Source organism: Pseudohongiella sp. (assembly GCF_011050365.1).
Taxonomy (GTDB): Bacteria; Pseudomonadota; Gammaproteobacteria; order Pseudomonadales; family Pseudohongiellaceae; genus Pseudohongiella.
In genome coordinates this window covers 89,623-114,291 of sequence record NZ_DRFV01000001.1, presented here as the reverse complement: position 1 = coordinate 114,291, position 24,669 = coordinate 89,623, and the positions used below count along the sequence as shown (strand labels likewise).

Genomic DNA, 24,669 nt, shown 5'->3' with positions numbered 1-24,669 from the left:
TATCGAATCAGCTTACTAACTTACCTTATTCCGGCAGGTCTGTGTAAGAAAAATAGCCGATAAACATTTCTTCCCAGCTCTGCGGTCCGCCAATGGCAGGCACGGTCGGGTCCGGATTACCCGGGTTATATTTAGAGTTGTCGAACAAGCCTTCGACCACGACTCTGGAGCCTGCCGGCAACACCATCGGCTCGTCCATACGGTAAGTAGGCTGCCAGGCAAAGTTGTAGTCGGCCACGTTAATGATGTCTTCCACAGTGTTGTCCGGGTAGATCACCCGTGCTGACATCGCCTTGCCCCGGTAATGCATGTGAGCACGGAAACCATGCAGCACGATATCGTCTTCAAAAACATGGCTGGCTGCCATTTCGTGATTCATGGCACCCGGTGGAATCACCAGGCGATCGGCGCCATTGGCGGAGACAGAATGCGTATGGTACTCCAGCTCGGGCGCCTCGTTTTCATCATAGAACCACAAACCAACTTTGGTATTGTCGACGGTTTCCTGGCCGAATGACGTGTAGTGAATGCTCATGCGCAGCGCCGAACCAACCGGCACCTTGATCCCGGTGTTGCCGGGAAACTGGGTGGCATACTCCTTTCCGGGGGCATAACCTTCGAGAAACTCGCGGCGCGGATCATTGTCAGCCTCGTCGATCGTGCCTTCGTTGTTCTGATCATCGGCGACCACATATGACAGCAGATGGTGTAATACACGCTTGTCGCCGGGGATAAACTGAACGGCCTTCACCCACTTCTCCTCACCAAATTCCAGCGGAATCACGGAATTGATGTAGTCGATAACACCCGTTGCAGGTACCGCAAATGGCGGCACTTCAACGATGTGATCGGGCGCGGAACCGTCGTGGGTCCATTCGCTTGCGGGGGGCTGGATCTGGGAAAGCGGGTCGACTCCGGCCTGGGCATGCATGCCCCAGACGGCCGTCAACACAAGTGCTGCGGACAACGTGGTTTTTTTCATTATTACGGCTCCTGTCACAACCTGTGAGGGCGCGGCCGCATGTAGGCCGCGATGCTATTTGTCATTTTTATTATGATCTGCATACAACCGCCTTGCATTAGCTCAGACTCTAAACCAGTCAATCGTGCAAAACAATATAGGCCCGAGGCAAATTGCAATAAAATGTTACAGGTCTATTGACAAAAAAAGGCGGCCCATCTCTGGACCGCCTTTTTGAGTAACTCACCAGACTCCTGATTTTACTCGGGAATGTCTGTGTATGAGAAGTAGCCGATAAACATCTCTTCCCAGCTCTGCAGGCCGCCCAGGGCCGGCACAGTCGGGTCCGGTACACCCAGGTTGTACTGGGAGTTGTCAAACAGACCTTCCACGATGACACGCGAGCCAGCGGGAATCACCATCGGCTCTTCCATCTGGTAAGTTGGCTGCCAGGCGAAGTTATAGTTCGGCACATTGATGATCTCTTCCGAGGTATTGTCGGGATAGATCACGCGTGCTGCCATGGCCTTACCACGGTAGTGCATGTGCGCACGGAAACCGCGCAACAGGATGTCTTCTTCAAACACATGCGTTGCCGCCATTTCGTGGTTCATGGCGCCGGGCGGAATCACAATGTTCTCGGTACGGTTACCCGGTGATACCGAGTGCGTGTGGTATTCCAGTTCCGGCTCGTCATCTTTGTCGGCAAACCACAGGCCCACACGTGTGCTGTCCTCAGTTTCCTGACCAAACGAAGTATAGTGCACGCTCATGCGCAACGCAGAGCCTGTAGGCACCTTGATACCGGTGTTTTCCGGAAACTCGGTGGCATACTCCTTACCAGGCGCATAACCTTCCAGAAACTCGCGACGCGGATCATTCACCGCCTCATCAATCATGCCTTCGTTGTCCTGGTTGTCAGCGACAACGTAAGACAGCAGGTGGTGAAGCACGCGCTTGTCGCCCGGAATGAACTGCACAGCCTTGACCCAGCGTTCGTCTTCAAACTCCAGCGGGATAACGGTGTTGATGTAGTCAATTACACCCGTGGCCGGCACCTGGAAGGCAGGCACATCAACGATGTGGTCAGGCGCGCTGCCGTCATACACCCATTCGCTCTGTGGCGGCTGGATTTGTGTCAGCGGATCAACGCCGGCGTGGGCAAGACTGCCTGCGGCAATGGCCACTGCAGCCGTTAGTGTCGTCTTGATTTTCATAAGCACCTCTCGCAGGTTTCAAGCCTATCGACATGATGGCCTGATTGAACTGACTTTTTTATTTTCTGGTATTTTCAGCGTATACCCTTTGACACTGAGTTACAAGGTGAAGTGTAGTCTGCAGCAACGCAAAAGGGCCGTTCCACTTTCGAAGAACGGCCCTTTTATCAATCACTTACACGCAATCAATCACGCGGCGAACCGGCATTGATCCAATGGATCAGCTTTTGACGCTCTTCAGTCGGGATATTGCCCGAGTTGCTGAAGCTTTTCACCGCAGGGTCAACCTGCATCGGCGGCATACGGTTGGTCATGATCACCTCACGAATCATCGGGCTCCAGCCCTGAATCATCATGTGGCTGTTCATGGCGAACGGCCCGATACCACCTTCGACGTGACAACCGACACAGCGCTCGATCAGGATCGGAGCAATTTCGGTCTCATAATCAGGCGCATCAGCCATGTACTGCTCGGCAACCGGGAAGTCCAGGGCACAGCCCTCGGCTTCCGGCATGTCTACAGTCACAGTATCCATCTGACGTGAGTCAGCACCATCAGCAACAACAGCTTCCAGCACCTGACCCAGTGGTGCGCGTGCCCACTGTGCAGGCATCGGGCCACGGTACAGAACGTTCATGCGTACCGGATCCACAACCACAACCTGACCGGCCTGAGTCACGCCCAGCGCGTTGGCAACCAGCTGTGCGTCGTCATCCATAATCGGGAAGTCATAGTTCCAGACCGCTTCTTCTGCACGAATGTCAGCACGATCGTCATCAACTGAAGAGTTCAGCATCAGGAAGCTGACGCCACGGTGATCCCAGTTTGTGCGCAACTGCTTGTAACGCGCAATGTTTTCCTGGTTCATGGTGCAATTTGACGCCTGCGACACGATAACCACAGCCTTGTTGAACGCATACTTGCTCAACTGATGGGCCTTGCCGGCATCGTCGATCAGGGTAAAGTCGCCTACGCGCTCTGGCGCAGCGTGTGCGTTAATACTGAATGCGGCAGCTGCTACCAGCGCCAACCAGCTAATTTTTTTCATGATGAACAAACCCTCATACTATCTCTGGATAATTCTGCAGAGCGCCACAGCAAAATGGGTGATGGCGCACGACGTTATATTATTTTTCTGACTTATAGATTACAGCAACTAGATTAATACAACCTGAATTAAAATCTGTCCTGCAAAGCTCTTTAATCCAAACTCAGGCACAACAAAAGATCAGGTTGCCAAGTATACGTTATTCACGACGGCATTTCTTAATCTGACGCAAACTTATGGCAGTTTAAAACACGTGCAATCTAAAATACTTTTCGCGCAGAAACAAAAAGGGCTGCTTCTCAGGGAAGCAGCCCTTTTTGATCTTGTGCTGCTCAATCAATTACTTGCAAACAGCTGACAGTTACTCAGGAACGTCAGTGTAAGAGAAGTAACCGATGAACATTTCTTCCCAGCTCTGCAGGCCGCCCATTGCATCCACGGTTGGATCAGGAACGCCCAGGTTGTACTGAGAGTTGTCAAACAGACCTTCCACGACTACGCGTGAACCAGCTGGCAGAACCATCGGCTCATCGAAGCGGTAAGTCGGCTGCCATGCAAAGTTGTAATCAGCTACGTTGATCAGGTCCTCGGACGAGTTGTCCGGGTACACAACACGCGCGCTCATTGCTTTGCCACGGTAGTGCATGTGAGCACGGAAACCGTACAGCATGATGTCGTCATCGAACACATGTGAAGCAGATGCTTCATGGTTTCTGGCACCAGCCGGGATCTGGATCTGGTTCATCGGAGTGGCAACAGAGTACGTGTGGTATTCACGCTCTGGCGTTGCGTTCTCGTCAGCGAACCACAGACCTACACGAGTGCTGTCAGTCGTTTCCTGACCGAAAGAGGTGTAGTGAATGCTCATACGCAGAGCTGAACCCTCAGGTACCTTGATACCTGTGTTTTCGGGGAACTCAGTGGCGTATTCCTTACCAGGTGCATAACCTTCCAGGAATTCACGACGCGGATCGTTAACAGTCTCGTCGAGCATGCCTTCGCCAGCATCGGGCGTATCGGCTACAACGTAGCTCAACAGGTGGTGAAGAACGCGCTTGTCACCTGGAATGAACTGAACCGCTTTCACCCACTTCTCTTCGCCGAATTCCAGAGGAATAACGGAGTCGATGTAGTCGATAACACCGGTTGCAGGAACGTTGAAACTGGGAACTTCAACAATGTGGTCCGGCTCAGAGCCATTATAGAACCACTCGGCATCCACTGGCTGTACTTCAGTCAGTGGGTCAACGCCGGTAGCTGCGTTAGCCTGAAAGCTTACTGCAGCTGCCATAGCGAGCATAGCGATACTGGTTTTCTTCATTATGCAATTCCTCCCGCAGGGTTTAGCGGCTGAACGCTGGCAGAGACTATCCCTGACAACAACTACCACCTTCTGTCTTGTATCTGCATCATTGGTTTTCAGCATTGCGACGGATCGTAAACCAAGTTTTCGAACTAGTACAACGTTTGCCATGCCATTTTTGCAACAAAGTGTGTCGGTTACGGCGCAAACAGCTTATTCGACTTGCCTCAAATACGGGCGTATTATGCGCTTATGCCAAGCATAATGCACCTGTTAAGCAAGTATGCCAGACAACCGCGGCGGGGCTCCCGTGGCTCGCGCCTGATGCCGTTCATTTTACTGGCACTGCTACTGTCATTGAGCGCTGCAACAACGCTGACCGCGCAAACCCAATCGGCACCGCCCCAGGTCTGGCTGACAGATCTGGACGGCCCGGTGGGCCCGGCCACGTCAGACCACATTCAACGTGTGCTGGAGCGGGCCGCAGAAGCTGATGTCGCACTGCTGGTTTTGCGCATGAATACCCCCGGTGGCCTCGACAGCTCCATGCGCGACATTGTCAGCGCAATTCTCGATTCCCCGGTGCCTGTGGCCACCTGGGTCGCGCCAGCGGGCGCCCGGGCCGCCAGCGCCGGCGCCTACATAACGGCCGCGAGCCATATCGCGGCGATGTCACCGGCAACCAATATCGGCTCTTCTACGCCCGTGAGCCTGGCTGACGCCGACACCCAGACATCGGCGACCGGACAAAAAGCCATTAACGACGCCACTGCCTATCTTGAGGGTTTACAGGAGCTGCGCGGACGCAACACCGCCTGGGCCTCGCAGACAGTTGCCGATGCCGCCAACCTGACCGCCCCGGATGCACTGGCACAGGACGTTATTGACCTGATCGCCAACGATCTGGATGAACTGCTGCAGGCCGCCAGCGGTCTGCGCGTGGAGACGACCCGCGGCACACTCAGCGTTAACGTCGACAACGCCGATATCACCCTCATTGAGTCCGACTGGCGACACGACTTCCTCAATGTTATCACCAACCCGAATATTGCCTATATCCTGCTGATGATCGGCGTTTACGGCCTGATTCTCGAGTTCTACAACCCCGGACTGGGGCTGCCCGGCATTACCGGCATCATCTGCCTGCTGGTCGGCGCCTATGCTCTGCAGTTACTACCTATCAGCTACGCCGGCCTGGCCCTGATGGCGGTCGGCATCGGACTGATCGTGTTCGAAGTGATCTCGCCCAGCTTTGGAGTCTTTGGTCTGGGTGGGCTGGCAGCCTTTGTGATAGGCTCGGTGATGCTGATGGACACAGAGTCGGCAGCCTGGCAGATCTCGCTGCCACTGATCGCCGCAGTCACGGTGGCAACCGGCGGCCTGATCATCATGGTGCTGGGTGCGGCACTGAAGGCGTGGCGCCAGCCAACGGTGACCGGCGACCCGGCAATGCTACAGATGACCGCAGTGGCCATGGAAGACTTTGCACATGAAGGCCATGTCCATGTCAGCGGCGAAACCTGGACCGCCCAAACCGGCACACCGGTCCACAAAGGTGACAGATTGCGCATCGATCAGATCAATGGCCTGACCCTGCATGTCAGCAAACAGGACCCGACCTGAGCATTCACCCCCACACGCATTGACGGAGTTGTTATGGAAATTTTCAGCCTGGTACTGGCGGCCATCGTCATCGGCCTGTTGTTCAGCACCTTCAATATCCTCAAGGAATACGAGCGCGGCGTGATTTTCATGCTCGGTCGCTTTCAGACCGTCAAGGGCCCCGGGCTGATCATCGTGATCCCGGTCATCCAGCAGATGGTCAGAATCAGCTTGCGGACAGCGGTCTGGGATATCCCGTCACAGGACCTGATCACCAAGGACAATGTGTCGGTCAAGGTGAATGCGGTGCTGTATTTCCGCGTTGTTGATCCGCAAAAAGCAGTCATCAATGTCGAGGATTTCATGGAAGCCACCAGCCAGCTGGCGCAGACCACCTTGCGATCCGTGCTGGGGCAGCACGAACTGGATGAACTGCTGTCCGAGCGCGAGCGTCTGAACCGCGACGTTCAGGACATTCTGGATGAAATGACCGACAGCTGGGGCATCAAGGTCTCCAATGTTGAAATCAAACATGTCGATATCGATGAAAGCATGATTCGTGCGATTGCACAGCAGGCGGAAGCCGAGCGGTCGCGACGCGCCAAGGTGATTCATGCCCAGGGCGAGTTCGAGGCCTCGCAGAAGCTGGTGGAAGCGGCCAAACAGCTGGCCACGCAGCCGGCATCAATCCAGCTGCGCTACCTGCAGACACTGACCGAAATCGCCGGGGAACAGAATTCGACCATCATTTTCCCGCTGCCCATGAACATCATGGAAGGGCTCGGCCGGCTTGGCGCCACGCTACAGGAAACCGGAGCCGGGCCCGGCGCCTCACCCGCGCCGCAGCAGCAAAAACCGGCCGACAAAGCAGCCGCGCCCGCTGACAGCAGCCCTGACGCGCATGACTGAACTGCGAACAGAGCAACCAGGATGATCAGAACCGCCAGCAATGCCATAAGCAGCCTGGCAAGCGCGCAGCGACTGTTGCTGCTCTGCCTGCTGACCGCCGGCACGGTGCTGCCGACGCTGGCGCGGGCGGATGGCCCCGAATGCGTAGTTTTGTTACACGGCCTCAGCCGCACCGATTTTTCCATGAAACGCCTGCAGCAGGAGCTTCTGGAAAATGGTTATTCGGTTGCCAACACCTACTATGACTCCCGTCACCACAGCATTGAAGAACTCGCCGATGTCGCCGTTGAAGCAGGCATCGCGCAGTGTGAACAGGATCTGGTGCGAAAAATTCATTTCACCACCCACTCGCTGGGCGGCATACTGGTCAGACATTATCTGGCACGGAAATCCATCAACAAGCTCGGCCGCGTTGTCATGTTGGCACCGCCCAACCGGGGCAGCGAGGTGATAGACGTTTTTGGCAGCATGCCCGGGTTTGAGCTGTTCAGTGGCGAACCGGCGCTGCAACTGGGCACCGGCAGCAACAGTGTCCCCCTGCAATTGCCTCCCGCTGATGATTTTGAGCTTGGCGTCATCGCCGGCACGCGCTCGATCAGCCCGCTGTTCTCGCTCGCGCTCCCCGACCGGGACGACGGCAAAGTCAGCGTAGAAAGCACCAAAGTAGAAGGCATGAACGACTTTATCGAAGTCCCTTATACACACACCTTTATTATGCAGCGCATGGAAGTTATCGACCAGACTCTGTACTTCCTGCGCAATGGCCACTTTATCCACCCTGATGGCGACGATGCCAACACTTCCGGCATACCTGCTTTGTAGTATTACTACATTATCGCGTAGTTGCTGCATATTACCGGCCACTTCCCAGCAAATGCAGACATAAAGCCCCGGTCAAAACTTCCCGTAAGCTGGATTTTAACAGACACATGCTTTATCCTTGCGGCCCTCGCCAGACTGCCTCTCAGTTGCCAGGAAGGCGCACATCGACATCTTCTGCTGATTTAAGAACCCGGGAACCATGAAAAATACATCTGATACCAGCAAAACAAAAAGCAGCTCGCAGAAAACGAGATACGTATATAACTTCGGTCAGCAAACCGACGGCAACGCCAGCATGCGCGAACTGCTTGGCGGCAAGGGAGCTAACCTGGCAGAGATGGCGGCCATCGGCCTGCCAGTGCCACCCGGCTTTACCGTCAGCACCGACGTCTGCACCTACTTTTACGCACATGACCGCAGTTACCCCAAAACCCTGGCTAAAGACGTGGAAGCTGCCATCAAGGCCGTTGAGTCTCAGATGAAACGTGACTTCGGTGGCCGCGACAACCCACTGCTGGTCTCGGTTCGCTCCGGCGCCCGTGACTCCATGCCGGGCATGATGGACACCATCCTCAACCTGGGCCTGAACGACGAAACCGTTGAAGGCCTGGCCAACATCTCCGGCAACCCGCGCTTCGCCTGGGACTGCTATCGCCGTTTCATCCAGATGTACGGCGATGTGGTGATGGGCGTGCAGGCACTGAACGACGAGTCCGAGTGCCCTTTCCATGCCCTGCTGGATGACATGAAGAAGTCGCTGGGCAAGGAGCTGGACAATGAACTGACGGCTGAAGAGCTGCAGGAACTGGTCAATCGCTACAAGCTGCTGATTGCCGACAAAACCGGCAACAGCTTCCCGCAGGATGTTTACGAGCAATTGTGGGGTGCCGTTGGTGCCGTGTTCGGCTCCTGGAAAAATGATCGCGCCATCCTCTACCGCTCGCAGTACGGCATCCCGGCTGAGTGGGGCACTGCGGTGAACATTCAGGCCATGGTCTTTGGTAATGCCGGCGACGACAGCGGCACCGGCGTTGCTTTTACCCGCGATCCGGCCACCGGCGAAAAAGTGTTTTATGGCGAATACCTCACCAACGCCCAGGGCGAAGACGTGGTCGCCGGTGTGCGCACACCCAAGCCCATCGCGGCGATGGCAAAGGAGCTGCCAAAGAACTTTACCGACCTGGAAAAAGTCCGCACCCGCCTGGAAAAACACTTCAAGGACATGCAGGACTTCGAGTTCACCATTGAAAATGGTCGCCTGTTCATTCTGCAGACCCGTAACGGCAAACGTACCGGTCTGGCTGCCATCCGTATTGCGGTTGAGCTGAACAAGGAAAAACTGATCGACCAGAAAACAGCGCTGCTGAAAATACCGGCAGAGTCGGTGGACACGCTGCTGGTACCGGTATTTGACGCCAAGGCACAAAAGGACGCGAAGCTGATCTGTAAAGGTCTGCCCGCCGGCCCGGGCGCGGCCACTGGCCGTATCGCCTTTACCGCTGCGCAGGCTGAAATTGAAGCCCGCAAAGGCAACAAGGTTATCCTGTGCCGCTCGGAAACCTCGCCGGATGACCTGAAAGGCATGCTGCATTCACAGGGCATTCTGACCACCCGCGGCGGTGTGTCTTCCCACGCAGCACTGGTGGCACGTCAACTGGGCAAGGTCTGCATTTGCGGCGCCGGTGACATCACCATCAACTACGAAAGAAAAACCCTGACCGCCAACGGCATCACGCTGAAAGAAGGCGATTACATCTCCATCAACGGCACCACCGGCCTGGTTTATCAGGGCCTGATCGAGAGCGCGGACTCTGAAGTCAAGCGCGTGCTCGATGGCTCGATGAAAGCCAAGGACAGCTACACTTATGAGCTGTTCAATACCGTGATGGAATGGTCAGACAAGTATCGCAAGCTGCGCATCCGCACCAACGCCGATACACCGGCGATGGCGCGAACCGCAGTGGCCTACGGCGCCGAAGGCATCGGCCTGTGCCGCACGGAACACATGTTCTTTGAAGGCAGTCGCATTGATGACATGCGTCAGATGATTCTGGCTGTTGATGGTGTACAGCGCCGCGAAGCGTTGAAGAAACTGTTGCCCATGCAGCGCAAGGATTTTGTCGGTCTGTTCAAGGCCATGGCCGGTCGCCCGGTGACCATCCGTTTGCTGGATCCGCCCTTGCACGAATTCCTGCCACAGGATGATGCAGTGCGTCGTCAGCTGGCGGACAAACTGGGCCTGCCGCTTGAGTTCGTCATCGATCGCATCAAGGCATTGCACGAAGAGAACCCGATGCTGGGTTGCCGTGGTTGCCGTCTGGGCATTCTGTACCCGGAAATCACGGAGATGCAGGTGCAGGCAATCTTTGAAGCGGTTGCCGAGCTGATGACGGGCAAAACCCCGGTCACGGTGCATCCGGAGATCATGATTCCGCTGGTGGGATTCAAAGCGGAACTTGGTGACCAGCTGGACATCGTGCATCGCGTAGCTGCCGAGGTCATGAAAAAGAAGAAGGTAGAAATCAAGTACATGGTGGGCACCATGGTTGAAGTGCCACGTGCTGCGATCACAGCTGACGAAATCGCGGAACATGCCGAGTTTTTCAGTTTCGGTACCAACGACCTGACCCAGACTACGCTGGGCCTGAGCCGGGATGATATGGGCATGTTCTATGATGTCTATCAGCAGAAGGAAATCTACAGCAAGAACCCGTTTGCGAGTCTGGACAAGTCGGGCGTTGGCAAACTGATGCAGTTTGCGGTCACCAATGGCCAGAAGACGCGCAAGGATCTGAAGCTGGGCATCTGTGGCGAGCACGCGGGTGATCCGGACTCGATCGATTTCTGTCACAACCTGGGTCTGCATTACGTGAGCTGTTCACCACCCCGTGTGCCGATTGCACGACTTGCGGCGGCGCAGGCTGCGCTGCGCTCAGCGAAGTAACCACTGCCGAGGCTGGTGGCAGGGTGTGTACGTCGAGGAACACAAAATTGCCAGGAGCAATTTTAGGCTCCCGTCAGCGGCGCCCCAAAGGGTGGCGGCCATGGATGGTACGCCACAATCAGGGCGCCGAAGGCGACCGTTCCGAGGCCTATACACCCTGGCGCCAGCCGTCGAACAGAGTGCATCTAGCTCGATTAAACCACCCGTGATTGCTGCAGCAAATACATATTCCTGTATAAACCATCTTCGGAGAGGAGCTGCTGGTGTGTGCCGCGCTGGGTGATCACGCCCTGATGCAATACCAGTATCTGGTCGGCGGCGGTGATGGTGCTCAGGCGGTGGGCAATGGCGATGATGCTGGTGTCGCCGCGCAGCATCATCAACGCGCGCTGAATCACCGCTTCGGTGTGACTGTCGATGTTGGCGGTGGCCTCGTCCAGGATCAGGATGCGCGGCTTGTGGGCCAGTGTCCGGGCCAATGACAGCAATTGGCGCTGACCGGTCGAGAAGTTGCTGCCGCGCTCGTCCATCGGCGTGTTGTAGGCCTCAGGCAGGGTCATGATGTAGTCGTGAATCTGAGCCTGCCCCGCGGCGGCAAGCACGACCTCATCGCTCATATCCTGACCCAGTGTGATGTTCTCGCGCACGCTGCCAGTGGTGATAAACGGGTCCTGCATCACCACCCCGACCGATTCACGCAGGCTGTTCTGGTCTACCTCGTTGATGTGCTTGCCATCGAGCAGAATGTCGCCGGACTGAGGTGCGTAGAAGCGCATCAGCAGGCTCATCAGGGTGCTCTTGCCGCTGCCGGTGTGACCGACAATGGCATAGAACTCACCGGGCCTGACGGTGAAATTGATATCGCTCAGCACCGGGTGTTCGCCATCATAGCTGAACGACACATCGCGGAACGCCACTTCGCCGCTTTCGATCAATTGATTGGCCGCCGTGTGATCTTCGGCGCCATCGTCCAGGATAGTGAATACCCGCTCACCGGCTACCACCGCCTGCTGCAGCATGCTCAGCCGCTGGGTCATTTGCAGCATCGGCTCGGTGATGCGCGACAGGTAGTTGATAAAGGCATAGATGACACCAATCTCGACTGCCGCCCCCATCGACTGCCAGCCAAAGAACAACAACAAACCGGCCAGGGTCAATGTGCGCAACAAATCCGGCATCGGCCGCAGCAACAGCGCATCCAGCTTCAGGTTGCGCATGCGGGCAGTGAAATGGCTCTGACTGGTGTCAGTGAAGCGCTGATCAAAACGGCGCTGCTGGTTCATCAGCTGAATCACTTTCATACCCTGAATCGATTCGCTGAGCGTGCCGTTGATCTGACTCAGAATGCTGCGCGCCTTGTGATAACGCGGCGCACTCAGACGCTGATATCTGAACATGACAAACACCATCAACGGCATCATCAGCAGACACACCAGCATCAGTCGCCAGTCCAGAAACGCCATGGCAATAAACACCGCCACGATCAATACCACGCTCTGCACAAAGGTCGCCATCACCTGCAGAAACAGGTCCTTGATGGCCTCGGTATCATTGGTGATGCGCGAGACCAGTTTGCCGGTGGGCTCGTGGTCAAAAAAACTCAGCGGCTTGCGCATCACAGTGGCAAACACCTGCGAGCGGATTCTGCGCACCACCGAGAACGCCACCTCGTTCAGACGCATGGATTGCAAATACCCGGCCCACGCAGACACCCCATACATGGCAGCATAGGCCAGCGCCAGCAGCGTGATGTCCCGTAGCGGATACACCCCCTCGGTGACGTAGTCGTCCAGGAATATCTTGATCAGCACCGGGCCCAGCACCTGACCCAGTGTGGTGAGCAGCAGAAACACGGCCGCCTGCTTCAACAGCTGCGGATACGCCAGGGCATAACGCAGCAGGCGCTTCAGCGAGCCACGGTTGACGTGTCTGGGTAAATCATCGTCCTGATACAACGGCCCGCTCCAATTGCTGATAATCAAACATGCGGGCGTACCAGCCCTGTCGGGCCAGCAGTTCGCGGTGTGTGCCCAGCTCCGCCAGCTCACCATGGCTGAGCACGGCAATCTGATCTGCATCTTCCACCGCCGACAGGCGATGGCACAGAATCAGCGTCGTGCGCCCCTGGCGGGCTTCGCGCAGATGCGCCAGGATGCTGCGCTCGGTGCCAACATCCACCGCCGACAGCGCGTCATCCAGAATCAGAATCGGCGCATCCAGCAGCAACGCCCGGGCAATGGCGATGCGTTGTTTCTGCCCGCCGGACAGTGTCACCCCGCGCTCGCCAACAAGCGTCTCATAGGCAGCCGGAAAACGCAGAATGTCCTGCTCCACGGCCGCCAGCCGCGCCACCGCGCGAATCTCGTCCAGCGTAGCCCCGGGTTTTCCCAAAGCAATGTTCTCGGCAATGGTTGCGGTAAACAGAAAGGCATCCTGCGGCACCACGGCGACCAGATCGCGCAGCGCATGCAGCTCATAGCCAGACACCGGAATACCCCCGACGCCGACCTCACACGCCGGGTCGTCGTAATACCGCAGCAGCAGGTTGATCAGCGAGGTCTTGCCGGCGCCGGTGGCGCCCACGATACCCAGTGTCTGGCCCTGACGCGCCAGCAGATCGACATTGGCCAGCGCCGCATTGTCGCTGCCCGGGTAGCAGAACCGGCCAATGCGCCAGCTCACATCAAATGACGGTGCCTGTTGTTCGGTACCGCTGTCTTCGACCGGTGAGCGCGCATCCAGCAAGGCACTGATGCGGGTATAGGCAGCATTGCCCCGCTCCACCAGGTTCAGCAGCCAGCCATAGGCAAACATCGGCCAGATCAGAAAACCCAGATACATGGTGAAACTGGTCAGCTCGCCCAGCGTGATCTCACCCCGGGTCACCAGCCAGGCCCCCATGCCGATGGACAGCATGAAGGAGGCACCCACGGTCAGGAAAATGGCCGGATCGTACAGGGAGTCGGTCGTCGCCACCCGCATATTGGCTTCGGCGGCGCGGTCGGCCACTGACAGGAAGACCTCGTCTTCGCGCGCCTCCCGGCCGAAGGCCCGGATCATGCGGATGCCGGAAACACTTTCCTGCACCCGGTCATTGAGATCGGAAAAACGTTCCTGGGCATCACGAAAACCATCGTGCAGACGGTTGCCGATGACATAGAAAAACCAGGCCATAAAGGGAAACGGCAACAGGGCCACCAGCGTCAGTTGCCAGTTGATAAACATCAGCATCACAAACAACACCAGCACGCCGGTCACCAAACCATCCAGCCCCGACAGCACGCCTTCACCGGCGGTCATCTCCACCGCGGTAACATCATTGGTGGCGCGCGCCATCAGGTCACCGGTGCGGTGCCTGTTATAGAATGCCGGCGCCATGGTCGTCAGTTGTTTGAACACGCGCTGACGAAGCAGCTCGGCGAGCTGAAAAGAGGCACTGAACAGGTACATGCGCCAAAAGAAACGCATGACATAAATGACAACAGCCAGGGCGGCGATAATCAGCACATAACGCCACAGGCTCTCGGGTTGCAGCCGCTGCGCCAGTACGTCATCAATCAACTGCCCGACCAGCCAGGGGATCATCAGCTCCATGACATCGACCGCCACCAGCAACAGGCCCGCCACGGCATAGCGTCGCCACTCCGCACGGAAATACCAACCCAGTTTTAAAAATATATTCATTGCGAATGTTCCACGCCGGATGCCTTTGTTACAATGCCTCCGAGCGTTAATGCCCCCGACCGGTCGGGTCAGGGCCCAGTGATTTCCATCCAGTCCCCAGCCGATGCTGAAGGAGCTAAAATCTAGCATGAGCACAGAAGCCATCAGAATCGAAGATTTCTACCCGCTGCCCACCTTTAATCGCATAAAAGCGCTCGCTGACACCAAGGAAACACCCTTTGTGGTCATCGACCTGAATACCATCAGCGAGCACTACGATACGCTGGCCGAGTACTTTCCGTACGCCAACGTGTACTACGCCGTAAAAGCCAATCCGGCACCGGAGGTTCTGACCCTGTTACGTGACAAGGGCTCCAATTTTGACGTGGCGTCGATATACGAGCTGGACAAACTGCTGGGGCTGGACGTCAGTGCCGATCGCTGCAGCTATGGTAACACCATCAAAAAGAGCAAGGACATCCGTTATTTCTTCGACAAGGGTGTGCGCATGTTTGCCACCGACTCGGAGGCCGACCTGCGCAACATCGCCCGCGCCGCCCCCGGCTCGCGCGTGTATGTCCGGATTCTGACCGAAGGCAGCCACACCGCTGACTGGCCATTGTCACGCAAATTTGGCTGTCATACCGACATGGCCATCGACCTGCTGATCCTGGCACGCGAACTGGGCCTGGAACCCTACGGCGTGTCTTTCCATGTGGGCTCGCAGCAGCGCGATATCGGGGTCTGGGATGCGGCCATCGCCAAAGTGAAGGTCATTTTCGAGCGCCTGAAAGAAGAAGACGGCATCGTCCTCAAGATGATCAACCTGGGCGGCGGTTTCCCGGCCAACTACATCACCCGTGCCAATACGCTGCCCACCTACGCCGAAGAAATCACACGTTTTATCAAGGAAGATTTCGGCGACGATTTCCCGCAGATTATTCTGGAGCCGGGTCGCTCGCTGATTTCCAACTCCGGCATCCTGGTGTCCGAAGTGGTGCTGATTTCACGCAAATCACACACCGCACTGCACCGCTGGATATTCACTGACGTGGGTAAATTCTCCGGTCTTATCGAAACTCTGGACGAGGCCATCAAATTCCCCATCCACACCGACAAAACCGGCGAAACCGAGGAAGTGATCCTGGCTGGCCCGACCTGTGACAGCGCCGACATCATGTACGAACAGTACAAATACGAGTTGCCGCTGAACCTGGCCACGGGTGATCGCCTGTACTGGTTCTCTACCGGCGCCTACACCACCAGCTACAGCTCGGTAGAGTTCAATGGCTTCCCGCCCCTGAAATCATACTTTGTCTGACACAAAGTCGCGGAAGTCCTGTCCGGAAAGTGGCCGGCAAATATGGTATCCCTGCAGATAATCACAATGATTATCGCGCAGGAATGCCGCCTGCTTTTCCGTCTCCACACCTTCCGCTACCACCTTGATACCAAGCTTGCTCGCCAGCAGCAGAATGGTTTCTACCAGCGTGGTTTCGGTGGTGCGCAACCCCAGATCCTGCACAAACGAGCGATCAATTTTTACCGACGACACAGGGAAGCGTGAGAAATAACTCAGACCTGAATAACCGGTACCAAAATCATCAATGGCAATCTGTACCCCTGCGCGATGCAGCTGGTCCAGAATCTCATGGGTACTAACACTGTCTTCCACCAGCACGCGCTCGGTAATTTCAATGGTGACCGACACATTCTTCTCTGCCTCCAGCGTCCGCAACCAGTCCTGGGCATCGTCATCACGCAAATGCAACACCCGCGGCGACACGTTCACTGACAGCGAAATCGGGCTTGGCAATGACGCATTCAGCTCATTAAGAAAACGCAGTGCGGACTGCAGCACAAACAGATCGATACGGTTAATCAGGCCGCGCTCTTCGGCAATCGGAATAAAGATATCGGGTCCAATCCAGTCGCCCTCTTCCTGCTGCCAGCGCACCAATGCCTCGCAACCGGTAACCCGCCCGCTGGCGGCATCCACGATCGGTTGATAAAACACGGTCAACAGCTTCTGTTCAATCGCCATCACCAGTTCGTTGAACAAATGGTGTTTCTGTTCCGACTCCAACTGCATCGCCGTGGTGTAAAACTGCCAGGAATTGCGCCCGGATTTCTTGACCTCGTACATGGCCTGGTCGGCCTTGATCACCAGCGTATCCACACTTTCACCATCATCGGGGTAAAACGCCACGCCAATGCTGACACTGCAATACACCTGGCGCCCGCCCAGTACAAACGGTTGTCGCATTGCCAGCACAATGTCATCCGCAATCCGCGACACCACACTGGCGGAAAACACATCCACCAGCAAGGCGACAAATTCATCACCGCTGTAACGCGCCACGGTATCGACGGTGCGAATACTGGCCTGAATGCGCTGCGCCGACTCAACCAGCAGCTCATCGCCGGCATCATGACCCAGGTTGTCGTTCACCGATTTGAAGTTATCCAGATCAACAAACAGCACGGCAATGCGGGTACTTCGACGCCTGGCGTGCAGCAGCGCGGTATGCAGGCGATCCTGGAACAGTCCGCGGTTGGGCAGCCCGGTCAGGCTGTCATAGTTGGCCTGGTACTCGATCAGTTGATCCACTTTTTTCTGCTGCGTGATGTCCTGAATGGCGCCAATGAGTTCAACCCGGTTGTCATCCAGCTCCGCCACTTCAGCCTTCAGGTGCAACCAGATGACACGGCCTTCACGGCGGCGCAGCTCCAGCTCCTGATCAATGCGCTGACGCAAACTGACGGCCTGCGTAATGTAGTGCGTCAGCATCTCGGCACCACGGGTGTCCAGGCTGAAGCAAAAACTGTCCATGTCGACGTTGTCATCATCACGCGGCAACATCATGATGTCCCGCGCCTGAGTCGACAGCTCAGTGAACAGCCCGTCAGACCAGCGCCAGCCGCCGACCTGCGACACTGTTTCAACCGCGCGCAGGAAGCGCTCATTACGGAAGATCAGCCGCCTTAGCGATTGATTGTTTTCGAACTGACGGTAGCGCAGGATCACCAGCACCGCCAGCAACAGGAACACCGCGACACTGCCTGCACGCAGCAGGGTCACTGCGGTGAGCCCCGGCGTCAGGGTCAGTGGCATCACGGCCGCTATTTCCCAGCTAGTACCGCCGGCTGTGACCGGCATGATCACGACAGCAGGGTTGTTGAAGGTAGCGGGTGAGCCTAGAAAAACCGTGTCTTCGCCAGACTGAACTGATCGGCGCATGGCGAATTCAAGATCTGAAGGCAGGTCCGTCAGACCTGCATTTTCATACACGGTGTCCGCCAGAATCGGCGCCGACACAATACCCCATAGGTCGGGGAGACCATCGTCGCCCCGCACATAAACCGGCGCCCTGCCGAGAAACGCCATCCCGCCCTGCACCAGCTCCAGTGGCCCGGCAATTATCATGCTGCCAGACTCGACCACACGCACCACGTCCTCGCGCTGATTAGCCTGTCGCAGATAGTTAAGCCCGATAACGGCTTCGTTGCCGGCATACGGGTAGACGTAGCGAACCACAAGATCGGGCGCTGCCGCCAGATTCACCAATGCCGGCTCACGCGCCAGCACGGTACTGGCATAAAGCTCGTACTGGTCTTCAGTAAAGTCGGGGTAGGAGGCGATGAAGGCAGCCAGGCCGTTGATCAGCGACAGGTTATTGCTCAGCTCACCTTCAAGCTGATAGCGGATGGTGCTCAGACGCTCGCTGATGGTCTCATTTTGCACAAATCGCAATTGATCACGATAGCGGTTTTCAACATAGCGCTGCACTGCAACCACTATCAACGCCAGCGTCAGTAATGACAGTATCAGGGAGCGCTTCTTGACCAGCGATTTCAACATCAGGCGGTGTCCGCTATCAATTATGGGTATCAGGCGTCGGGCAGGTCTTCCATCATGATGCCCAGCGTGTCGGATTTGAACTCCCGGCGGTACAACACAAACACCACGAAGGCGGACAGCGCAATAAAGAACCAGGCATTAACAAACCAGCTCAACGCAGCCATGCTGAAGTAGTAACTGCGCAAACCATTGTTAAAATTGCCCGACGCCTTGGATGACATCTTGGAAATTGAATCGACGTGTCGTGCCATTTCTTCCTCGGTGGGCAGCAGCTTGAGCTCCGGCGCGCCACCGATCATCACCGACACCAGACCGTACTGGCGCAAACTCCAGGTGAACTTGAAAAAGGCATACACAAACAGAAACATCAGCAGCATGACTTTGACTTCCCATTCCCCGCGCGTGCTCTGGTCGGAAAACGGAAAGTCAGCCAGCATGCCCATCACCGCATCCGACGAGTTCAGCAGGGTCACCAGACCAGCCAGTACCAGCAATGAGGCCGACGCAAAAAATGACACATTGCGCTCAAGGTTGGCGACAATATTGGTGTCGGCGATCCGGTTCTCCCGGGTCAGCGCCATGCGTATCCATTGTTTGCGGAACCGGTGCATGGCATAGGCCAGACACGGCGTATCCACCGCGCGCAATGAGGTGTAGTAGAGATAGCCGCGAAAACAGCCCAGAAAGAAGATCAGGGCCAGCACATTAAGCTGGTTTTCCTGCAGGTAGGTCAGTGTTGATGGAATCATGAACCGGTCATCTGATAAACATTTACAGCGTTGACAGTAAACCACGGGCGGCATGCTGACAAGCCTTTCAGCATGAGCATCGATGACTGCCCGTGGTTTTAATTTGATGGTAATATCCGGCCCGGACCCACCGCAGCCCGGCCCCGCGGACAACATTTATTGTTGTATCGGCCCCTGACCCGGCGACCTGACACGCCTGAGTCTTAGTTCAGTACTTGAATCATACGACAAAACAATGCAGACAGGATCACGATGTACAAAAGAAAACTGTTATTTGTCAGCGCGCTGACGGCGCTGATGGTCATCGGCTTCATGGCCACCAGTCTCACCAGTTATTTTGTGGCACAGGACTCACTGTCCCGCAACATCTCCGAGCAAATGCTGCCGTTGACCAGTGACAACATCTATTCCGAGATTCAACGCGACCTGCTGCGCCCCATTCTGATCTCCTCGGTCATGGCGACCGACACCTTTGTGCGCGACTGGGCACTGACCGGCGAAGAAGACCCCAGTCGCATCGTCGCCTACCTGAACGAAATACAGCAGGAATATGACACCATCACCGCCTTTTATGTATCCGAGCAAAGCCGTCAGTATTACCACCCCACCGGCATACTGAAGACAGTGAGCGAACAGGACCCCGACGACGACTGGTATTTCCGTGTACGCAGTATGCGTGATCCCTACGAGGTCAATGTGGATACCGATACCGCCGACCGCAGCCGCGTCAGCATCTTTATCAACTACCGGGTCAGTGATTACAATGGCCAGTACATGGGCGCCACCGGTGTCGGCCTGTCAGTGGCAGCGGTAACCGAGCTGATTGACACCTATCAGCAGCGCTATAACCGCACCATCTATTTTGTCGACCGGCAAGGCAATGTCACGTTAACCGGACGCGGCTATGGTCGCAGCTCACGGCTGCAGGATCGCGCCTCACTGGGCGCCGTTGCCACTCAGGTTCTGAGCACACCCAGTGCATCGCTGGAATATGAAGACAGTCAGGGCCACAAGGTATTTCTCAACAGCCGGCTGGTTCCCGAGTTCGACTGGTACCTGATCGTGGAACAGGATGCCACCGTCTCCGAACAACGCCTGGATAACACCCTGTTGCTGAATATCGGCCTTTCCGCCGCCATCATGGTGCTGGTGCTGATCATCGCGCATTTCACGTTGCGCTCATACCAGCGCCGTCTGGAAGAAATGGCCACCAAAGACCGGTTAACCGGTGTCGCCAACCGCCACCTGTTCGAAATGATTTTCGACCATCTGTCCCGCAACACCCAGCGTTATCCACGCCCTGTGTCACTGATCAGCATCGATATCGACTATTTCAAAAAGATTAACGATATTTATGGCCATCAGGCCGGCGATATCGTGTTGCAGGCAGTCTCCAGGGCCATCCAGCAGCATACCCGCCACAGCGATACGCTGTGCCGTTGGGGTGGCGAAGAATTCATTCTGCTGTTGGACAACTGCGCCTTTGACGAAGCCATCAAGCGCGCCGGGATCATTCGTCAGGCCGTCAAGGAACAATCGGTTGCCTTTGGCCGCAATCAGCTTCGTGTCACCCTGAGTCTGGGCGTCACCGAGTATGTGCCCGGCGAAGCGCTGGATCCGTTCATTGCACGGGCCGATGCCGCCCTGTACCAGGCGAAGGAAAGTGGCAGGGATCAGGTCTCCGCTGCCCGGTAGGCGTGTCTTCCGGGTCTGCTTCTGCTCAGACCCGGAACTGCGTAACCAGCGAGCGCAAACGTTCGGCGAGCCCGGCCAGTGACTCGCTGGCTTCGGTCGACTGCGTCACGCTGCGACCGGTATGTTCGGCCACGTCGCTGATACCGTGAATATTCTTGTTGATCTCGCGCGCAGCCGAGGTCTGCTGTTCGGCGGCACTGGCGATCTGCTGGGTCATTTCCTCGATCAGCAACACGCCCTGGGCAATTCGCTCCAACGCATGATCGGTTTCCTGGATACGATCCACCATGGACGTGGCCCCGGCCCGGCTGTCCTGCATGACTTTTTCCGCCCTTACCGCCCCGCCCTGCAATTTTTCGATGGTCGACTGAATCTCGGTAGTCGAATCCTTGGTGCGGCTGGCCAGTGAACGCACCTCATCGGCCACCACGGCAAAACCACGACCGCTTTCGCCGGCGCGTGCAGATTCGATGGCGGCGTTCAGCGCCAGCAGATTGGTCTGCTCGGCAATATTTTCAATGACCTGCAGGACGCTGCCAATCCGGTCGCTGTCGCTGCGCAATTCCGTGACTACGTTTACCGCGTTTTCAATCTCTTTGGACAAAGCGCTGATGGCGGCCACGGTCGCCACCACCACATCACGCCCGGTGGATGCGTCCACGCTGACCTGACGGGCACTGTCGGCCGCCCGGTGCGTATTGGAGGCCACTTCCTCCACCGTGGTTGTCATCTCGTTCATTGCCGCCGCCGTGCTGTCGATGCGATTGTTCTGATCGATGATACCGCCGCTGGTTATTTCGTTGACCTGGGTCAGCTCGGTGGCGGCTGACGCCACCTGCTCGGCGTACTGCATGACCTCATTCAGCATGGTGCGCAAACTGCTCTGCATGGTATTGATCGATGCCAGCAGGCTGTGCGTGTCGTTCGGCTTCAGGGTGATGGCTTCGGTCAGGTCGCCCTGCGCTACCCGGTGCACCACCTGCGCGGCATATTCGGGATCGCCGCCCAGCGTTTTTACCACACTGCGAACCAGTGTAATGCTGGCGGCGATGGCAACCAACAGCACCACCAGGGTCACCGCGACAATGGTCCAGAACATGGTATTGAGTTCAGCAAAGGCTACGTCCTGGCGGGTTTCCTGCACCAGGCCCCAGCCTAACAGAGGCATGAAGGTATAACTGCCCACGACCGGCGTGCCGGCAGCATTGGTATACTGGCCGGTGCCACTGCGACCAGCGGCGATGGCGTCACCCGCAACGGTATCCACGGGCTGGTCCATCTGGCGGATGGATTGTGTCGGCGTCACGGGCATGGCATCGGACCCCAGCAGATACACTTCCTGGCCCTCTGCACCACCAAGCTCGCTGACACGACCAAGAATGGTATCCACACGCACGGCGCCACGCATGACGCCAACCACCTGGCCGGCGACACGCACCGGAATGGCAACGGTGCTGACCTGGTTGCCGGTGGCACGGGAAATCACCGGCTGCGAAAATGCGTCCTCACCACCGATGGCCTGCCGGAACCAGGCGCGATCTGCCACCGCAAAGGCCTGCGCTTCTTCCGGCGACAGAATACGTCCGCTACTGCCATCGTACTCAACGCCCACCACACCAGAACCGGCGGGGTCGACAAAAAAGATGGTGTCATAAAAGCCCTGTGCGTTGGCAATCTGCAGCATTAGATGTTCGATTTGCGCCAGTTCCTGAAAGCGCACCGAATCCAGACTGGCAAGGAAACGCATTTCGTCCTGTCGCGCCAGCGCCCAATCCAGGAACGAGCGCACATTCAGGGAGCCCGATACCTCCAGCTCGCTCATGGTGACATCGGTAAACGAATCCCGGTACGAGGCGTACACCAGGCTGGACACCAGCACCACAGATACCAGCACCACGCCGGTCATCCAGATTGTCAGGCGAGCCCCAAAGCTCAATGAAGGTGATGGTTTGGCGGACATGGTTAGCCTTACGCAGCGTGGCTGCAGTGAAAACAGGAAAGTGGGAAAAATACTCTTACCTGACTATCGACCAGACCGGGTATGACTTGAATAAACAGTTTATTGTATAAACGACAGACAGTGCCGTTTGCCAGGAGGGATGCAGACTTTATCGGGGCTAAAGGACCCTGCCCCGCCGATGCGTGACGCCCGGCAGGGCAGGCCAATGGTCAGTTGCGCAAGTGGTAACCGGTCTTGAAGATCCAGCCCACCACCGCCATGCACGCGGCCAGAAAGCCAAAAATTATACACACGCTGATCCAGACATTGACGTCGGACTGGCCATAAAAACTCCAGCGCAGCCCGCTCACCAGATACAGCACCGGATTAAACAGGGTCACCATCTGCCAGGTCGGTGACAGCATGCTGATGGAATAAAAACTGCCGCCCAGGAACACCAGTGGTGTCACCACCAGCAACGGGATCATCTGCAATTTCTCAAAATTATCCGCCCAGATACCAATGATGAAACCAAACAGGCTGAAACTGACGGCGGTCAGCACCAGGAACATCAGCATCACCAGGGGATGCTGAATGTGCAGATCAACAAAAAATGTCGCCGTCCCCAATATGATCAGCCCCAGCGCCAGCGCCTTGCTGGCCGCGGCCCCGACATAACCCAGCACCACTTCCAGCATGGACACAGGCGCCGACAGCAATTCATAAATGGTGCCGGTAAACTTGGGAAAATAAATCCCGAATGCCGCGTTGGAAATACTCTGCGTCAGCAGTGACAGCATGATCAGGCCGGGCACAATAAACGCGCCGTAGCTGACGCCATCAATCTGGTCGATGCGCGAACCGATGGCAGCGCCAAACACCACAAAATACAGCGAGGTCGAAATCACCGGCGCCACCACACTCTGCAGCAGGGTACGACGCGTGCGCGCCATTTCAAAACGATAGATTGCGTTAACAGCATGCAGATTCATCAGGCTTCCTCCACCAGGCGAACAAAAATATCTTCCAGCGAGCTTTGTGTGGTGCTCAGGTCGCGGAAACTGATATGCGCTTCGCGCAATGCGTCCAGCACCGTGGTAATACCGGTGCGTTCTGCCTGGGTATCAAAGGTGTAAACCAGGGTGTAACCGTCGTCTTTCAGTTCAATCTCGAATGCTTTCAGCGCATCCGGCAATGCCGCCAGCGGCTGCTTGAGTTCCAGCAGCAACTGCTTTTTGCCCAGCTTCTGCATCAGGCTCTTTTTGTCTTCCACCAGGATCAGCTCGCCATTGGCAATCACACCAATGCGATCGGCCATCTCTTCAGCTTCCTCGATGTAGTGCGTAGTCAGGATAATGGTGACGCCGCTTTCACGCAGCCTGTGCACCAGTTGCCACATTTCCCGACGCAGCTCGACATCCACACCCGCCGACGGCTCATCCAGAAACAGAATACGCGGCTCGTGCGACAACGCCTTGGCGATCAGCAGCCGGCGCTTCATGCCACCGGAGAGCGTGCGGATCATGTTGTCGCGCTTTTCCCACAGCGACACATCCTTCAACACCTTCTCAATGTAGGCCGGATCCTTGGCTTTGCCAAACAGACCCCGGCTGAAGCTCACCGTTACCCACGGTGTTTCAAAGGAGTCGGTGGTCAGCTCCTGCGGCACCAGGCCAATCAGGGACCGCGTGGTGCGAAAATCCTTGTAGATATCCTTACCACCCACCGTGATCGTGCCGCTGGTGGCCTGGGCAATACCACAGATGGTAGAGATCAGCGTGGTTTTACCGGCGCCGTTGGGACCCAACAGGGCAATAATCTCGCCCGGGTAAATATCCAGGTTAATGTTCTTCAGCGCCTGAAAACCACCCTTGTAGGTTTTGTTCAGGTTCTTGATGGAGACAATAGGCTCCTGCTTTTGTTCAAATTGTTGCTTTTCCATTGCGGTTTCCAA

At 56.5% G+C, this 24,669-nt stretch carries 16 protein-coding genes and 1 pseudogene; 6 read left to right on the top strand and 11 right to left on the bottom strand.

What is annotated here, in order from left to right:
- Positions 1-25: 25 nt before the first annotated feature.
- From ENH71_RS00480 to ENH71_RS00465, 4 genes are all read right to left on the bottom strand, one after another.
- Complete coding sequence (locus ENH71_RS00480) at positions 26-982, bottom strand: monooxygenase (RefSeq protein ID WP_294132947.1); 957 nt, start codon at positions 980-982, stop codon at positions 26-28.
- A gap of 239 nt (positions 983-1,221) precedes the next feature.
- Positions 1,222-2,178, bottom strand: a complete 957-nt coding sequence (locus ENH71_RS00475; protein ID WP_294132950.1) for a monooxygenase — start codon at positions 2,176-2,178, stop codon at positions 1,222-1,224.
- Positions 2,179-2,363: 185 nt separating this feature from the next.
- On the bottom strand, positions 2,364-3,227 hold the full coding sequence (locus ENH71_RS00470; RefSeq protein WP_294132952.1) for a redoxin domain-containing protein: 864 nt from the start codon (positions 3,225-3,227) through the stop codon (positions 2,364-2,366).
- A gap of 361 nt (positions 3,228-3,588) precedes the next feature.
- The gene (locus tag ENH71_RS00465) at positions 3,589-4,548 is read right to left on the bottom strand and encodes a monooxygenase (RefSeq protein WP_294132955.1); all 960 of its coding nucleotides are present in this window, start codon (positions 4,546-4,548) and stop codon (positions 3,589-3,591) included.
- Positions 4,549-4,782: 234 nt separating this feature from the next.
- Between ENH71_RS00465 and ENH71_RS00460 the strand changes: the two genes are divergently transcribed.
- The 4 genes and pseudogenes from ENH71_RS00460 to ppdK all read left to right on the top strand — a co-directional run bounded on the left by ENH71_RS00460 (position 4,783) and on the right by ppdK (position 10,807).
- Entirely contained in the window at positions 4,783-6,153 is a 1,371-nt protein-coding gene (locus ENH71_RS00460; RefSeq protein ID WP_294132957.1) for an NfeD family protein, read from the top strand.
- Positions 6,154-6,186: 33 nt separating this feature from the next.
- Positions 6,187-6,930: pseudogene (locus tag ENH71_RS00455) on the top strand (slipin family protein); the annotation flags it as partial.
- A 132-nt stretch (positions 6,931-7,062) separates the two neighbouring features.
- On the top strand, positions 7,063-7,863 hold the full coding sequence (locus ENH71_RS00450) for an esterase/lipase family protein (protein ID WP_294132960.1): 801 nt from the start codon (positions 7,063-7,065) through the stop codon (positions 7,861-7,863).
- A 199-nt stretch (positions 7,864-8,062) separates the two neighbouring features.
- On the top strand, positions 8,063-10,807 hold the full coding sequence (ppdK, locus tag ENH71_RS00445; RefSeq protein WP_294132961.1) for a pyruvate, phosphate dikinase: 2,745 nt from the start codon (positions 8,063-8,065) through the stop codon (positions 10,805-10,807).
- Positions 10,808-11,001: 194 nt separating this feature from the next.
- Here the strand turns inward: ppdK and ENH71_RS00440 are convergent, their stop codons facing one another.
- Both ENH71_RS00440 and ENH71_RS00435 read right to left on the bottom strand, forming a co-directional pair.
- On the bottom strand, positions 11,002-12,789 hold the full coding sequence (locus ENH71_RS00440) for an ABC transporter ATP-binding protein (protein ID WP_294132962.1): 1,788 nt from the start codon (positions 12,787-12,789) through the stop codon (positions 11,002-11,004).
- Positions 12,746-14,491 carry an ABC transporter transmembrane domain-containing protein gene (locus tag ENH71_RS00435; RefSeq protein WP_294132964.1) on the bottom strand — a complete coding sequence of 582 codons (1,746 nt, stop codon included), beginning with the start codon at positions 14,489-14,491 and terminating at the stop codon, positions 12,746-12,748. Before ENH71_RS00435 ends, ENH71_RS00440 begins: the two co-directional genes overlap by 44 nt.
- A 127-nt stretch (positions 14,492-14,618) precedes the next feature.
- Between ENH71_RS00435 and ENH71_RS00430 the strand changes: the two genes are divergently transcribed.
- Entirely contained in the window at positions 14,619-15,791 is a 1,173-nt protein-coding gene (locus ENH71_RS00430) for a type III PLP-dependent enzyme (RefSeq protein WP_294132966.1), read from the top strand.
- Here ENH71_RS00430 and ENH71_RS00425 read toward each other — a convergent pair.
- Both ENH71_RS00425 and ENH71_RS00420 read right to left on the bottom strand, forming a co-directional pair.
- The gene (locus ENH71_RS00425; protein WP_294132969.1) at positions 15,777-18,332 is read right to left on the bottom strand and encodes a bifunctional diguanylate cyclase/phosphodiesterase; all 2,556 of its coding nucleotides are present in this window, start codon (positions 18,330-18,332) and stop codon (positions 15,777-15,779) included. The two genes, ENH71_RS00430 and ENH71_RS00425, sit on opposite strands and share 15 nt — an antisense overlap.
- A 29-nt stretch (positions 18,333-18,361) precedes the next feature.
- Entirely contained in the window at positions 18,362-19,081 is a 720-nt protein-coding gene (locus ENH71_RS00420) for a DUF599 domain-containing protein (protein ID WP_294132973.1), read from the bottom strand.
- Positions 19,082-19,333: 252 nt separating this feature from the next.
- Between ENH71_RS00420 and ENH71_RS00415 the strand changes: the two genes are divergently transcribed.
- The gene (locus ENH71_RS00415; RefSeq protein WP_294132976.1) at positions 19,334-20,776 is read left to right on the top strand and encodes a sensor domain-containing diguanylate cyclase; all 1,443 of its coding nucleotides are present in this window, start codon (positions 19,334-19,336) and stop codon (positions 20,774-20,776) included.
- 25 nt (positions 20,777-20,801) lie between these two features.
- Here ENH71_RS00415 and ENH71_RS00410 read toward each other — a convergent pair whose 3' ends face one another.
- From ENH71_RS00410 to ENH71_RS00400, 3 genes are all read right to left on the bottom strand, one after another.
- On the bottom strand, positions 20,802-22,736 hold the full coding sequence (locus ENH71_RS00410; protein WP_294132978.1) for a methyl-accepting chemotaxis protein: 1,935 nt from the start codon (positions 22,734-22,736) through the stop codon (positions 20,802-20,804).
- Between the two features lie 209 nt (positions 22,737-22,945).
- Positions 22,946-23,707 carry an ABC transporter permease gene (locus tag ENH71_RS00405; RefSeq protein ID WP_294132980.1) on the bottom strand — a complete coding sequence of 254 codons (762 nt, stop codon included), beginning with the start codon at positions 23,705-23,707 and terminating at the stop codon, positions 22,946-22,948.
- Positions 23,707-24,657, bottom strand: a complete 951-nt coding sequence (locus tag ENH71_RS00400; RefSeq protein ID WP_294132983.1) for an ABC transporter ATP-binding protein — start codon at positions 24,655-24,657, stop codon at positions 23,707-23,709. The genes ENH71_RS00405 and ENH71_RS00400 overlap by 1 nt, the downstream gene beginning before the upstream one ends.
- Between the last annotated feature and the right edge of the window lie 12 nt (positions 24,658-24,669).